Here is a 15,066-nt window from a genome sequence, read left to right as displayed (position 1 = left end):
TGTACACAGCGCAAGTGTGATCAAACGAGGGAGACCTCATCAGGCAAGCGGATCACGAACACCTGCATGCCACTGCTCGCCTGACTGCCGATATTGGTGCCGCCCACCAACTTGATGACTTTGCCTTGCTGCCGGGCTTGCTCCAACAGTTGGGCAATAGGCTGACCAACGTAGCTGTCTATCAGAGGAATCACTAAACCATCGCCAAGCGAGGGATGCTGGAACGCTCCGGTGGGGGGCGTCACGATCGTTGAATCCTGGGCGCGACGAACATACAGCAGATAGATTTCATCTTGACCGACACGCCGGAAAGCGATGAAGTCACGCCCGCCGCTTCTCAATAAATTGTGAAGGATCTCGTAACCATTGCGCTCAAGCACATCGGCCATTAATCCCCTGAGCCCGCTGACGCCACCCCCGGGCCCCGACTCTGAAACCGACCGCATCAGCCATTGCGTCGTCACTGGATTGTCAGTTGCAAAATCCAGGCGCTCAAAGGTGTGCAGCGAACTCTCATAACTGATATTCCACCGCAACCGAACACCCGCTTCACTGTGCGGATATGCGTTGTTTAGCATCAGCAACGGATCGTTCAACCGGGCAAGAGGTGCCAACTCTCCGGCACGCCAGGCATTGAGCGTTGCTTTGATATTGATCAGGCGAGTAGCAGTCATGGTCGAGGTCGACATGTCGGCCATCTCGAACAGCTTCTGCGCCAGGATCGCATTCGATGTGCCAGTGAAACCAGCGCGCGCCTCAGCGATGTAAGTCTCGATTGTCCGGTTGAACAGCGGGCCCTCCACTTTCCAGAAGCCCGTAGACGGCTGGTATTGGGCCATCAGCGGTTGGTCGTAGGGATTGCGCCGAATGGTTTCGCTGAGTTCGGCAAAGTTGCGGCATGGCGCATGGTCGCCGGGGTTACGGATGAAGACGGTATTGGTCCGACGCTGCCCGCCGGGAGGCAGTATTTCGTAAAACTTCTGTCCGATACGAATCACGTCGTAATTCTGGGTAAAGTCGAGTCTGTAAATCGGCGGATTGAAACTGACCTGATCCAGCGTGGTGAGGTCAGCCAATGGTTTGTCCCAGTTCTGCCATGCATCAGCACTGGCTGCTGGCCGGGATGGCCCTGCCACCGGTTGCGAAGGACGACGGTCCGGCTCGACCTGCGGCGAGTCAGGCTCCTTGCGTTTTATTGGCGCAGGCGCTGTGTGGGGCGCTGGCGGGCGGCGATATTGCTCGGCCCAGTCAGGCAGCGACTGGGTCTTGCGGTAATGTTCGGCGAGCAGTAACTCCATGCGCTGCTGTTGATCGGCGGGAAACTCGAATTGATCAAGCAGTTCGCGAGCCTGCTTGCGCTTGAAGGCGCTGTTGCCATGGCCTTCAACCAGCAGCACCTCGGCAATCATCGAACGTCCTCCACCCTTGAGGCCGACATCGCTGTGGTAAACCCATTCTCCCCCGACTTGTCGCACAGGTGCTTCGTAGCCATGCGTAGCGTTTTTCTTCAGACGCAATGTCTGCTCGCCCGGACGTCGGTAGACCCTGTAAGCCTTGCCCTGACGATAGATAAACAGTTCACCGTCTTTCAGCCAGGTACCAGAGTTGCGCCCCGTCTGAGGTATCGCGTCCAGCAGTGACAGGTTGGTCTCATAACCCGCGAAGTTCTTGATGACGTAGGAGCGACGGGACATCGAGGGTAGCGGTCGGGTCAGCCCTGCGGCCTGTCGCAGCCGGGTTGCCCGGCGCGCCACCAGCGCCACTGCCCCGACAGCGGCACCCACGGGGATCACCGAAAGCAGTACGTCCAGCACGCAGACCAAAGTACTTCCCGCCAGCAAGAGCCCTTCGTCGAGCCGGCCTTCATGAAGCGCCTTCGCTGACGCATGGCCGTCACTCCAGCCATCCTGCACGCTGAACAGCACGCCCAGCCCCGGTATGAATGAGACCACCCCTCGGAAGAACAGCAGGTACAGCGCATTTCGGCGCTGGTTGCCCTCCCCCTTGAGATCGTGATTACTGCGCGCTACCTGCCGAGATTGCTCGTAGAGCACATCCTCGCGTACATGCAGTTGCTGTTCGCTCATCAGCAGATCAAGCGCGGGCGAAACACCGATAAAGCCGTCAAAGCCTCGGCGCATCGCTTCATTGATGTAGCTCACCGCAGCAGCTTGCTCGTCGATGTTTTCAACACGGGAAGCCAGCCAGACAACCCGCGCAGGCAGACGCCGCAAGCTGCTGATCAGACGGTCGCGGGCATCCTGCACACTGTTGGCCTCGATCACGCATTCGCCATCGGGCACCTGTGGCAGATATATCAGCACCTTGCCACTGGCCCGGTGCTCGATGACGCTCAATCCATGCAATGTTCGGCTACTGCGCTCACCCGACACCGACTGGCCGGGTTTGAATATCAGTCGACTCATATGCACGCCGGCGCGGCCAAGCTCAGCGGTGGACCGCGCGCGCGCAGCTTGCGTCAGAAGGGCATAGCCGGCCTCACTCAGTTGCCTGCGCTGCCGGGCGCAAAAACCTCCGAGGATGATTTCGAGCTCATAAGCTTTGAGCATCAATTCAGCGTCGCTGGCCAACGCGGGAAATCGAAGACGAAACACCGAGCGCAGAAGGGTTCGGTATTGCCGGGCAATATCCAGTTGCGGAATCATCCGGAGCAGATAATTACCATCTACACGCTGCAGGTCCGGTAACTGTGGCGACGGTGGATAGGAGACTCTCATCATCAGGGTCATACTCGCCCTGGTCTCCCCATTGCTGGCATCGAAATTCTTCCGGGCCAGCTCTGACAAGCTCGACAACACCCGGGCTTCACTGGCTTTCCAGGGTTTGTAATGGCGCGCACTGCCGAATTGCGGATCGATATCGACGTCTCTGTGAACGCTTTTCGGCAAGTCGATCACGAGTTGATCAGGATCTATATCGAGACCCAGATCCAGCTTGATTCGAGCCTTCAGACACTGCGCAGTGAAGGTTTCAAATGACGGCAGTTTTGCCGCAAGATGCGCTTCCAATCGGACCGCGGCGGCATGAAACGCCACCAGCTTCTGCGCATATTCCCGGCGCACTTCAAGAGAAGCGCCGAGCAACCAGGCAGGCAGTTGCATCGCTAACTCGGCTGTTCGTTGCTGTTCGGCAATCAGGTCAATGGCACACTCACGGGTTTCACCCACTGCCACGCTGAGATTATGCGCCAGCTCGCGGTGGAGCCTGAGCAGGGTGTCCCGTTGAGTTGTGGCGTCATCGAACAGACGGGCCTGCGCATGAACGGCGAGCGTCGCCGCGGCAAAGGCCTTGAGCTGGGTTTGCACGCCATGCAGGATCGGCTGAATGGTGATCACCCGAGTGACAAGCTCGATCGGCGCAGCCATAGCCGACTGGCGTTCTGTTGGACTGACGTGCAACCAGAGACTGGTTTCACTGCCCGTTTGCAGAGTGAACACCAACTGCCGCTTCAAATCCCTTAGCGAGGCAAATTTCTGCAGGCCTGCGTCGCGGCCCGGCACATACAGCAAGGCGGGTTCGTCCAGCGCCGGAGTCTTCAAAGACTGCTCAGTGGTGACGATCATGGCGCCATTGAAAACCATCGGCATGTCCGGATCGCCGATTCCGACATCCAGATACAGCACGTCATCCTCAGGCTCGTCAGCAAGGCCCAGCGCATAGTGCAGCCGCTGCAAATCAGACGAATTCATCGAGCCTTCGCAGTGTTGCAACTGCGCCAGGGCCAGCAGTCCGCTCTGACGTTGCGCAACCAATTGCAGTGTGTGCGCCTCGAGGACCGAGCTGTCGAGAGGCTCGCCGCGATCATCAAGAAAATCAACAAGGGCGCTGGTCGTCTGGGCTGCCGCATGCAGTCGGCTACGCCAGCTTTGATAAGTGGTCAGCGCATCGGGCTGGTCGCAGGCTTCGCCGACATGGTTCAGGATCCGCTGCAGATGCTCGGCAATCCGGCTCTGATTCAGGCTGTCGGGAAAAGTCAGTGGCAAGCTGTTGAATACCACCAGGTCACACGTGCGGCCAGTCCATGCGTCATCAGCTACGGGGGTAGAAGGGGTTTGTGATTCGTTCACGGGATCAAGCTCCATCGATCAAAGTCGATGGAGCTTGATGAAGCGCGGGCCGAAAAAGTGACTACATAGTTATTGGCAGCGTGAATTCCGCAGATGGACGAGCGATCAACTGCCGCGATAGGTTGAATAACTGTAAGGCGAGATCAGCAGCGGCACGTGATAGTGCTCCTGACCCGCATCAATCCCGAAGCGCAACACCACCACGTCGAGAAAAGCAGGCTCTGGTAACGTCACACCGCGGGCGCGGTAGTAATCACCGGCATGGAATTGCAGTTGATAGACCCCTGAGCGGTAGTCCTCACCGTGTAGCAAGGGCGCATCGCAGCGGCCATCGTGGTTGGTCTGTGCAGAGGCAACCAGCACCTGGCTTGCGCCCTCGATTCGATACAGTTCGATCTTGATGGAGCTGCCGGGACAACCGTGGGCAGCGTCCAGCACATGCGTTGTCAATTTACCCATTTGGATCTGCCCCATGCTGAAATCTGAAAGCCACACGCCGCACCATTTGGGTGCCGGCGAGCATTGAAGAACGCAGAATTAAGACACCTTAACGAAAACCTGTACACAATTAATAGGACTTCTCAAACCCCACTCTGAGCTCTTATCCGCTGTAGGCCTGATCAATCGGGAAGCGCGGAATTAATTGGATTTTTTCGCAATTACCTGACTACTTAGGCAAGTTTCTTGCAAACGTTTTACAAGCAGTCTGGATAAAAAACGAGGTGACAAAGTGAAAGCCGCTTTGTATACAATCCAGCCATCGCATCTGTCCCACAATCCATAAGGAAGACTGCAGTGAGCGCTGACTACCCTCGCGACCTGATCGGTTACGGCAGCAACCCGCCCCATCCCCGCTGGCCGGGTAATGCGCGTATTGCACTGTCCTTCGTGCTTAATTACGAGGAAGGCGGCGAGCGCAATATCCTGCACGGCGACAAGGAGTCCGAAGCGTTCCTGTCCGAGATGGTCTCTGCTCAACCGCTGCAGGGCGAGCGTAACATGAGCATGGAGTCGCTTTATGAATACGGCAGCCGCGCTGGCGTGTGGCGCATCCTCAAGCTGTTCAAGCAATTCGATATCCCGCTGACGATCTTTGCCGTGGCCATGGCAGCCCAGCGTCATCCGGATGTGATCCGCGCCATGGTCGCCGACGGTCACGAGATTTGCAGCCACGGTTATCGCTGGATCGACTATCAGTACATGGATGAAGCCAAGGAACGCAAGCACATGCTCAAGGCGATCCGCATCCTCACCGAAATCACCGGCGAACGTCCGCTGGGCTGGTACACCGGACGCACCGGGCCCAATACCCGGCGCCTGGTGATGGAGGAAGGCGGCTTTCTCTACGACTGCGACACCTATGACGACGACCTGCCCTACTGGGAGCCCAACAACCCGACCGGCAAGGCTCATCTGGTGATTCCCTACACGCTGGACACCAACGACATGCGCTTCACTCAGGTGCAGGGTTTCAACAACGGCGATCAGTTTTTCCAGTACCTCAAAGACGCTTTCGACGTGCTGTATGCCGAAGGTGCAGACGCGCCCAAAATGCTTTCCATCGGTTTGCATTGCCGCCTGATCGGTCGCCCTGCACGGCTGGCCTCTTTGAAGCGTTTTATCGAATACGCCAAAAGCCACGAGCAGGTCTGGTTCACCCGTCGGGTCGACATCGCCCGCCACTGGCACGCCGAACATCCCTATCAGCCGGAGACTGCGCGGTGAATGATTTCAAGACACTAAAGCCGTCGACGTTGAGCCGGGATGAGTTCGTTGCCGCCTTCGCTGATATCTACGAACATTCGCCGTGGGTCGCAGCCGCGGCTTACGACCAGGGTTCGATCGACGAGCTGGACGATATCGAGACACTGCATTCGCGAATGAGCAAAATCCTGCTGGGGGCCGATCATGAGCGCCAGCTCGCGCTGATCAACGCGCACCCGGATCTCGCCGGTAAAGCGGCGGTGCAAGGGCAACTGACCGAAGCCAGCACCAGCGAACAGGCTGGCGCGGGCATCCACCAATGCACAGCCGAAGAATTCAAACGATTTACCGAACTCAACGACGCCTACAAAGCCCGATTCGCCTTCCCGTTCATCATGGCAGTCAAAGGCAGTAACCGGCACCAGATCCTCGCAGCCTTTGAGACCCGCATCGATAATACGGTCGACGCCGAATTCGCCTGCGCCCTGGCCGAGATCAACAAGATTGCCCTGTTTCGTTTGCAAGCCCTCTAACCGCCCTACCCAGGCCACTGATCAAAAGGCAGACCTAAAAGAATGAAAGCTTACGCCGCACCCTTCGAGAAGTTCGTCAACCTGGCCGACGCGCGCCTGGGCACCAAAATCCTTTCCGTCACTGACGACTGGTTCGCCGACGCCAACCGCCTGTTCCAGCCCACTCCGGCGGTGTGGAAAGAAGGCGTGTTCGACGACAACGGCAAGTGGATGGACGGCTGGGAGTCGCGTCGCAAGCGTTTCGAGGGGTACGACAGCGCGGTGATCCGCCTGGGTGTGGCGGGCTCGATCAAGGGCGTGGACATCGATACGTCGTATTTCACCGGTAACTATCCGCCATCGGCCTCGCTGGAAGCGTGCTTCCTGGCCAGCGGCGAGCCGGACGAGAACACCCAATGGACGGAAATCCTGTCGGCCGTGGAGCTGAACGGCGACAGCCATCACTACCATGAAATCAGCGCAGATCAGGCGTTCAGCCATTTGCGCTTCAATATCTATCCCGATGGCGGGGTTGCCCGTCTGCGTGTGTATGGCGTGCCGTTCCGCGACTGGTCTGCAGTGGGCGAAACCGAACAGATCGATCTGGCCTCGGCACTCAACGGTGGTCGCGCTCTGGCATGCTCCGATGAACATTACGGCAGCATGAGCAATATCCTCAATCCGGGCCGTGGCGTGAACATGGGCGACGGCTGGGAAACGGCACGTCGGCGCACTCCTGGCAATGACTGGGTGATCATCGCGTTGGGCCATGCAGGCGAAGTGGAAAAAGTCGTGGTCGATACCCTGCACTTCAAAGGTAACTACCCGGACAGTTGCTCGATCCAGGGGGCGTTCGTCAAAGGCGGCACTGACAGCCAGATCGAAACCCAGAGCCTGTTCTGGCGCGAACTGCTGCCAAGCCAGAAATTGAGCATGCACGCCGAACACGAATTCGCCGAGCAGATCAAGGCACTGGGCCCGATCACCCATATCCGTCTGAATGTATTTCCGGATGGTGGCGTGAGCCGTCTTCGGGTGTTGGGTAAAGTTGTAAGGTAAGCATCGTGATCCCCTTGTGGGAGCGGTGCTTGCCCGCGATAGGAACACCGCGGTCTATCCTGAACCGCGTCCAGCCTTATCGCGGGCAAGCACCGCTCCACAAGGGTCCAAAGAATTCGAAAACAGAAGACCCAGCATGCGCACACTGACCATCGAGCCGTTGACCAAAGAAGCTTTTGCCCCGTTCGGAGATGTCATCGAAACCGACGGCAGCGATCACTTCATGATCAACAACGGTTCGACCCAGCGCTTTCATCGTCTGGCCGAGGTGCAAACCGCGGCGCCGGACGACAAGGCGATCATCAGTATCTTCCGTGCCGAGGCGCTGCAGATGCCGTTGATCATCAGCATGCTGGAGCGCCATCCGCAGGGCAGTCAGGCGTTTGTGCCACTGCTCGGCAACCCTTTTCTGATCGTGGTCGCGCCCATTAGCGATGAACCTGATTCAGAGCTGACCCGCGCTTTCGTTACCAACGGCAGGCAGGGTGTTAATTACCATCGCGGCGTCTGGCACCACCCGGTGCTGACGATCGAAAAGCGGGATGACTTCCTGGTGGTTGATCGCAGTGGAGCTGGCAATAACTGCGATGAGCATTTTTTCGCTGAGAGCCAGAAGCTGGTTCTCGACCCCCACCCGTAGAAGCTTGAACGTCCGAGAAGTGACGACAGGTAGAAGGTAACCCCCGTGGAAGCACATTTGATGGAATGGCTGAATCTCAGCGTGCGCTGGATTCACATGATTGTCGGCATCGCCTGGATTGGCGCATCGTTCTACTTTGTCTGGCTGGAAAACAACCTGAACCGGGTCAACCCGCGCGATGGTCTGTCCGGGGATTTATGGGCCATTCACGGTGGCGGTATCTACCACCTGGAAAAATACAAACTCGCCCCGCCGACCATGCCCGAGAACCTGCACTGGTTCAAATGGGAAGCCTATTTCACCTGGCTGTCAGGCGTGGCCATGCTGTGCTTGGTGTTCTACGCCAATCCGACCTTGTACCTGCTCGCACCAGGCAGCAGCCTGTCCGGCCCGGAAGGCGTGGCACTCGGGCTGGGGTCGCTGTTCGTTGGCTGGTTCGTCTACAGCTTTCTCTGCGATTCGGCGCTGGGCAAACGCCCTGCTCTACTCGGCCTGATCCTGTTCGTACTGGTTATCGCGGCGGCGTATGGCTTCAGCAAAGTGTTCAGCGGCCGCGGGGCTTATCTGCATGTTGGCGCCATCATCGGCACGATCATGGTCGGCAATGTGTTCCGCATCATCATGCCTGCCCAGCGCGCATTGGTAGCCGCCATCGCCGAGAACCGCACGCCGGATCCGTCTCTGCCCGCCAAAGGCTTGCTGCGTTCGCGCCACAACAACTACTTCACCTTGCCGGTGCTGTTCATCATGATCAGCAACCATTTCCCGAGCACTTACGGCAGCCCATACAACTGGCTGATCCTGGCCGGGATCGGCGTATTGGCGGTGCTGGTCCGTCACTACTTCAATACGCGGCACAACAGTCACAAGTTCGCCTGGACCCTGCCCGTCGCCGCACTGGGCATGATCTGCCTGGCTTACGTCACCGGCCCTGCGCCACTGCCGAAACCGGCGCAAGCAGCGAAGATCGAATATCAGCCATTACCGGGCACCGCCGTCGGCGGCTATCGCCATGACGAAGTACGCCCCGCTCCGCCTCCGGAACCTGTTGCAGAGGCTGCAGCTGCCAGCCCAGGTGTGGACTTCGGGAAAGTGCAGAGCGTGATCCATGAACGCTGCACCGTCTGCCATTCCGCCAGGCCCACCAGCCAGCTGTTCAGCGCTGCGCCCGCCGGCGTGATGTTCGACACCGCGGAACAAATCAAGCAAATGGCCCCGCGCATTCAGGCCCAGGCCGTGACCTCGCAGATCATGCCACTGGGCAACATCACCCAGATGACTCAGCAGGAGCGGGAGTTGATTGGGGCGTGGGTTACAACAGGTGCGCAGACCCGCTGATCGCTGGCCGAACACCTGACTGTAGGAGCTGCCGAAGGCTGCGATGGCGTTCGCTCTGATACACCGCCATCGCAGCCTTCGGCAGCTCCTACAGTCAGGTATATGAAACATCAATTCACGCCCCACAATTGTTCGCCCTGCCCCGTCCCAGAGCACTTGCACGAAACGCCCGCAGCCAATATCCTCCGCCGCCGCGTTAAAACCCGCCGTGTTGCAATGCTGACTGAACAGACAACTAACTGACCAGCCGGTCAACTGTCACGTTTTCTGAAGAAAAGCCTCGATCGACTGTTAAAGATGCAGCCGATAGCACTTTCGTGCGCTTTTCAATCAGCATTGGCTCAGCTCTTGCTATGTAGTCAAAGCTGACCAAACAGACATGTTTTAACCGCGGAAAAGTGCCTAAAAAGAGCACCCAAAAAAAGACCATATCGATCCATCAGGGGAGCATTGAATGAACCGTATTATTTCCAGCGCGATAGTTGCCGGCAGTCTTCTGGCGTCCGGACAAAGCATGGCCGACGGCCTGCTGCAATGGCAGAGCAACAGCCTGACTTACCTCAACGGTCGCGACTTTACAGTCAATCCGTCAAACCAGCAGACGTTCACTTTTGAACACGCTGACGGCTGGAAATACGGCGATAACTTCCTGTTCATCGACAAGATCTTCTATAACGGCAAAGGCGACGCCACCAACGGTGATAACACCTATTACGGTGAAATCTCCCCGCGCCTGTCCATGGGCAAGATCTTTGGTCAGAAATTCGAATTCGGCCCGATCTCCGATGTATTGCTGGCGGCCACTTACGAGTTTGGCGAAGGCGATAACGAGTCGTACCTGATTGGTCCGGGCTTTGACTTGAACATCCCGGGTTTCGATTACTTCCAGCTGAACTTCTACAAGCGCTACACCGACGGTCATCGTGCGGGTTACGGCGCCTGGCAGGTCACGCCGGTCTGGTCCTACACGATCCCGGTGGGCAAATCCGACATCCTGATCGACGGCTTCATTGACTGGGTCGTGGACAACAAGTCCGACCGCAATGGCGAATACAAATCCAACGTGCACTTCAACCCGCAAATCAAATACGACCTGGGCAAAGCCATCAACCTGCCGGACCGTCAGCTGTATGTCGGTATCGAGTACGATTACTGGTCAGACAAATACGGCATCGAAGACACCAAGTTCTTTGATACCAACCAGAACACCGCAAGCTTGCTGGTGAAAGTGTTCTTCTGATTCGAATACGAAATCTGTAGGAGCGCCCCGTCGTCCAGACGCCGTGCGGCAAACATGGATCCTGTAGGAGTGAGCTTGCTCGCGATAAATGATAACGCGGTATGTCTTCTGGCTGCGTCTCATGCATCGCGGGCAAGCCTCGCTCCCACAGGAAGCTCGTGAGCCCAGAGTTTTACGTATCTACTCCCACGGCAACGGCTTGCCCGCCCGCACTTTCGAGTTGATCGCACGCAGCAACTCCAATGGATCACTCTCGGTCTGCGCGTGACTCTGTTCATCGACCCAGGCCGACACCTGCTTGCGATCCAGAGTGGGCCGCAAATGCAGGATCTCGACCAACTGCCGCTCACATTGCTGGGCATACGCAACAACACTGGAAAACAGTGGGCTATTCATTCAAGTCGACCAGCCATCAGGCCCTGATTAGTTTCCAGACTTTCCCCGCTACCGTGACCAGCAGCAGGACCAATGCCCCGGCGATGATACCGGCGACCGCGTCCAGCAGAGTAGGCACAACCATCGAAAAACCACCGACCGTTTGCGCCGCTTGTTCGGTTACGCCTTCTATCCAGTGATGAGCGACCGGCACACCGTGGGTGAGGATACCGCCACCCACCATAAACATCGCAGCAGTACCGACGATGGAAAGGATTTTCATCAATACCGGTGCCAGCCACAACAACCCTGAACCTATACCTTGAACGGCCGATTTGGCGCTTTTCTTCAGATAAAGGCCGAGATCGTCCAGTTTCACGATGCCCGCTACCAGACCGTAAACACCGGCAGTGATCAACACCGCAACAATCACCAACACACCGACCTGATCCAGGAACGACCGGGTGGACACGACGCCAAGCGCCAGCACGATGATTTCTGCCGAGAGGATGAAGTCTGTACGAATGGCACCTTTGATCCGGTCTTTTTCGAACGCGACCATATCGACATTTTTGCCCGTTGCGGCCTCTCGTCGCTCCTGACGCTGTTGCTCGGTTTCAGGATGCAGCCATTTGTGGGCAATTTTTTCAAAGCCCTCGAAACACAGGTAAGCACCGCCGATCATCAACAGAGGCAGAATCGCCCAGGGTGCAAACGCACTGATCAGCAAGGCGGCGGGCACCAGAATTGCCTTGTTGATAAAAGAACCCTTGGCCACCGCCCACACAACGGGCAATTCCCGGTCGGCGGATACCCCGGTAACCTGTTGGGCATTCAGCGCCAGATCGTCGCCCAGCACGCCCGCGGTTTTCTTTGCGGCCAGAGAGACATCATCCAGCAGCATCGCGATGTCATCCAAAAGGGTAAGCAAGCTTCCAGCAGCCACAATCAATATCCTTGAATACGTCATTGAAGTTCGATTGCGCAGCACAATTGATGCCACGCGGGCGCCATTGAAGCACAGCGCAGCCTGTGTCGCTGCCCGATGTTGAGACGTTCTCGAGGCGGGTGCTACCATGCGCGACCGCCGACCGGGCAAGGAAACCTCTGGTTTATGAGCAGTATTCGCGAGCGCAACAAAGAGCTGATCCTGCGTGCCGCCAGTGAAGAGTTCGCCGATAAAGGCTTTGCGGCCAGCAAAACCAGCGATATCGCTGCCAAGGCTGGCGTGCCCAAGCCCAACGTCTACTACTACTTCAAGTCCAAGGAAAACCTTTACCGCGAAGTGCTCGAAAGCATTATCGAGCCGATCCTGCGGGCCTCAACGCCATTCAATCGCGAGGGCGTGCCCGCCGAGGTGCTCAGCGCCTACATTCGTTCGAAGATTGTGATTTCCCGCGACCTGCCGTTTGCCTCGAAGGTGTTCGCCAGCGAAATCATGCACGGCGCGCCGCACCTCTCACCCGAGCAGGTGGAACAGCTTAACGGGCAAGCCAAGCACAACATCGATTGTATTCAGGGCTGGATCGACAAGGGCCTCATCGCGCCCATCGACCCGCATCACTTGATGTTCACGATCTGGGCTGCGACCCAGACCTATGCCGATTTCGACTGGCAGATATCGACAGTCACCGGCAAGGCGAAGCTGGAAGACAGTGATTACGAAGCGGCAACCCAGACAATCATCCGGCTGGTGCTGAAAGGCTGCGCCCCGGATGTTGAACCAAAGAACGCATGAATCGGGATTTGGAATGATGGGTAGGCGCTGACGTGGGACCGGCTTTAGCCGGGAAGGCGATATTTCTGAAGATGAAGATTCAGCGTCTGTCCCGCCTCTTCCCGCCAAAGCCGGTCCCACGTCATTCGCACAGAATCTGTGGATTCAAATAGCCTCAAAGGCTCACTTTCCCGCAAACAACAAAAAACCCGCCGAAGCGGGTTTTTTGCATGACCATTCCGACATCCTGTCAGTAGCCGTCCTGGCAATGGTCGATCATCCCTGATCCCGAAGCGCTTCCTTCGCTTCGGTGATGGATCCAATCTACCGCTCAAATGCGGCAGCTCATAGAGCGAAATTCCCTTCCTCGTGTAAGCCTTTCGCTATACCGCACGATATTTTGAGAAATCTCCTACCGCTCACTCAGGTTTATCCTTTCAGCGCCGACATCCACTTTAGTAGCGATGGGCTAGACGACGGGTATCAAAAGGCTATTATCGAGACGGGACTGGCTTCAGTGTGAATCCCACGGCGCACAGCGCTCTACACAATAAAAAATAAGACGGAGCAACCGGTCATGACAATGCGCAGCTTATCCATCAGCCGGAGACTCTGGCTGATCCTCGTCGTCTCCGTATTGATGCTGTTTATCCTGACAGCCGCCATGCTCAAACAAGTGCATACGGACCTTTACGCCGCCAAAGCGGAAAAGACCATGCATGTGGTGCAGAGCGCCAGTGGCATTTTGGAGTACTACCAAGGCCTGGAAGCTGCCGGGACGCTGACCCGTGACGTCGCACAGAAACAGGCACTGGATGCCATTCGCGGCATGCGCTACAACAAAGATGATTACTTCTGGATCAATGACATGCGTCCAGTGATGATCATGCACCCCATGAACGCCAAGCTGGTCGGTCAGGATTTGTCCGCCATCAAGGACCCGGACGGTTTCGCGGTCTTCAATGAAATGGTTGCCGTAGCCAAAGAGAAAGGCGCAGGCATGGTTCAGTACCGCTGGCCCAAGCCGGGAGCCAGTGAACCTGTCCGGAAAATCTCCTACGTGAAACTGTTTGCGCCCTGGGGCTGGATTCTGGGCTCGGGTGTGTATGTTGATGACGTGAAGGCAGAATTCCAGCAACAGACCATCAAAGCCGCATTGTTCAGCCTGGCGATCATTGCAGTCATGGCGCTGCTGGTCATCCTGATTGCGCGCAGCATCGTCCGCCCTCTTCGTGATTCCGTGCAGGCCATGGCTGACATCGCCAGTGGCGAAAGTGATCTGACCCGCTCTCTGAAAACTGAAGGCAACGACGAAATCACGCAACTGGCCAAGCATTTCAACGCCTTTACCGCCAAGCTGCGTGGTGTCGTCTTGCAGCTTCAGGCATCGGCCAATGGTCTGGAAAAAGCCTCCTCGGATTTGGGCACCAATGCCGAACAGGCCCAGACGCGCAGCCAGCAACAGTCGCAGCAAATGGAACTGGTGGCGACTGCCGTCAACGAAGTGACCTATGGCGTACAAGACGTCGCCAAGAACGCCGAGCACGCCGCCAACGAAATGCGCGACGCCGAATCTCAGGCGCATCAGGGTCAGGTCAACATCGACAGCAGCCTGCGTCAGATTGATCACCTGTCCGGCACCATTAATCAGGCGGTAGAAGTGATTCGCACGCTGTCTTCGGAAAGCACGCAAATCGGCGGTGTGCTTGAGGTCATCAGCTCGATTGCCGAGCAGACCAACCTGCTGGCCCTGAACGCAGCCATCGAAGCCGCTCGCGCCGGGGAACAGGGTCGCGGCTTTGCGGTGGTAGCCGATGAGGTTCGCTTGCTGGCCCAGCGTACGCAGAAGTCGACGGCCGAGATTCAGAGCATGATCGAACGCTTGCAGAAGCATTCTGACGCCGCGGTGAAAGTCATCGCCGACAGCAGTCGTTCATCGCAACTGACCATCGAGCAGGCCAATCAGGCCGGGCAAAGCCTGACCTCGATCAGCCAGGCACTGCGCAACCTCAACAGCCTGAACGCATCAATTGCCAGCGCAACATTGCAGCAATCCCATGTGGTGGAGGACATCAACCAGAACGTCACCCAGGCGGCGCAGCTGTCCCAGAGCACTGCCATCGCAGCTGAACAGTCCACGGAAGCAAGCGTGCACTTGCGAGAAATGAGCGACCAGTTGAATGGGCTGTTGAGGCAGTTCAGGCTTTAGTAACGGGCTTATAAACCTGTGGAAGATTCTTTTTTTGCGCGCAAGGGTACTGCGCCGTCGTGGGACCGGCTTTAGCCGGGAAGAGGTCAGTACCGTCACTGAAAATGTGTCGCCTGATAAGCAGCTTTCCCGGCTAAAGCCGGTCCCACGTCAGCAGCTTGCGGACAAGTAAAGGATCCCACAG

General features: G+C 57.3%; 12 protein-coding genes. 8 read left to right on the top strand and 4 right to left on the bottom strand.

Annotation, left to right across the window (positions count from 1 at the left end; all coding sequences use genetic code 11):
- Nucleotides 1-20: 20 nt before the first annotated feature.
- Both H8S59_RS12160 and uraH read right to left on the bottom strand, forming a co-directional pair.
- The gene (locus H8S59_RS12160; protein ID WP_187521561.1) at nucleotides 21-4,088 is read right to left on the bottom strand and encodes a dermonecrotic toxin domain-containing protein; all 4,068 of its coding nucleotides are present in this window, start codon (nucleotides 4,086-4,088) and stop codon (nucleotides 21-23) included.
- A gap of 105 nt (nucleotides 4,089-4,193) precedes the next feature.
- Nucleotides 4,194-4,547 (bottom strand): hydroxyisourate hydrolase, encoded by a 354-nt coding sequence (gene uraH, locus H8S59_RS12155; RefSeq protein ID WP_187521560.1) that lies wholly within the window; start codon nucleotides 4,545-4,547, stop codon nucleotides 4,194-4,196.
- 336 nt (nucleotides 4,548-4,883) lie between these two features.
- Between uraH and puuE the strand changes: the two genes are divergently transcribed.
- The 6 genes from puuE to H8S59_RS12125 all read left to right on the top strand — a co-directional run bounded on the left by puuE (nucleotide 4,884) and on the right by H8S59_RS12125 (nucleotide 10,581).
- Nucleotides 4,884-5,813 carry an allantoinase PuuE gene (puuE, locus tag H8S59_RS12150; protein WP_187521559.1) on the top strand — a complete coding sequence of 310 codons (930 nt, stop codon included), beginning with the start codon at nucleotides 4,884-4,886 and terminating at the stop codon, nucleotides 5,811-5,813.
- Nucleotides 5,810-6,325, top strand: a complete 516-nt coding sequence (gene uraD / locus H8S59_RS12145) for a 2-oxo-4-hydroxy-4-carboxy-5-ureidoimidazoline decarboxylase (RefSeq protein WP_187521558.1) — start codon at nucleotides 5,810-5,812, stop codon at nucleotides 6,323-6,325. The genes puuE and uraD overlap by 4 nt, the downstream gene beginning before the upstream one ends.
- Nucleotides 6,326-6,367: 42 nt before the next feature.
- The gene (gene alc / locus H8S59_RS12140) at nucleotides 6,368-7,363 is read left to right on the top strand and encodes an allantoicase (RefSeq protein WP_187521557.1); all 996 of its coding nucleotides are present in this window, start codon (nucleotides 6,368-6,370) and stop codon (nucleotides 7,361-7,363) included.
- Between the two features lie 136 nt (nucleotides 7,364-7,499).
- Entirely contained in the window at nucleotides 7,500-8,003 is a 504-nt protein-coding gene (locus tag H8S59_RS12135) for an ureidoglycolate lyase (RefSeq protein WP_187521556.1), read from the top strand.
- A 45-nt stretch (nucleotides 8,004-8,048) separates the two neighbouring features.
- A complete protein-coding gene (locus H8S59_RS12130; protein WP_187521555.1) occupies nucleotides 8,049-9,341 on the top strand; it encodes a urate hydroxylase PuuD in 1,293 nt (430 codons plus the stop codon).
- A gap of 454 nt (nucleotides 9,342-9,795) precedes the next feature.
- A complete protein-coding gene (locus H8S59_RS12125) occupies nucleotides 9,796-10,581 on the top strand; it encodes an outer membrane protein OmpK (RefSeq protein ID WP_095099676.1) in 786 nt (261 codons plus the stop codon).
- 180 nt (nucleotides 10,582-10,761) lie between these two features.
- Here H8S59_RS12125 and H8S59_RS12120 read toward each other — a convergent pair whose 3' ends face one another.
- Both H8S59_RS12120 and H8S59_RS12115 read right to left on the bottom strand, forming a co-directional pair.
- On the bottom strand, nucleotides 10,762-10,977 hold the full coding sequence (locus H8S59_RS12120) for a glutathione S-transferase family protein (RefSeq protein WP_246475256.1): 216 nt from the start codon (nucleotides 10,975-10,977) through the stop codon (nucleotides 10,762-10,764).
- A 16-nt stretch (nucleotides 10,978-10,993) separates the two neighbouring features.
- Entirely contained in the window at nucleotides 10,994-11,902 is a 909-nt protein-coding gene (locus tag H8S59_RS12115; protein ID WP_187521554.1) for a DUF808 family protein, read from the bottom strand.
- A gap of 168 nt (nucleotides 11,903-12,070) precedes the next feature.
- On the opposite strand from H8S59_RS12115, the gene H8S59_RS12110 reads away from it, so the two are divergent.
- Both H8S59_RS12110 and H8S59_RS12105 read left to right on the top strand, forming a co-directional pair.
- Nucleotides 12,071-12,694 carry a TetR/AcrR family transcriptional regulator gene (locus H8S59_RS12110; RefSeq protein WP_095099684.1) on the top strand — a complete coding sequence of 208 codons (624 nt, stop codon included), beginning with the start codon at nucleotides 12,071-12,073 and terminating at the stop codon, nucleotides 12,692-12,694.
- A gap of 556 nt (nucleotides 12,695-13,250) precedes the next feature.
- Nucleotides 13,251-14,882: a methyl-accepting chemotaxis protein gene (locus H8S59_RS12105; RefSeq protein WP_187521553.1), complete on the top strand. Its 1,632-nt coding sequence runs from the start codon at nucleotides 13,251-13,253 to the stop codon at nucleotides 14,880-14,882.
- Nucleotides 14,883-15,066: the final 184 nt, after the last annotated feature.

It is taken from the genome of Pseudomonas folii, from assembly GCF_014357575.1.
Lineage (GTDB): Bacteria > Pseudomonadota > Gammaproteobacteria > Pseudomonadales > Pseudomonadaceae > Aquipseudomonas > Aquipseudomonas folii.
The sequence above is the reverse complement of the archived record's forward strand: the minus strand, read 5'-3'. Positions and strand labels throughout refer to the sequence as shown.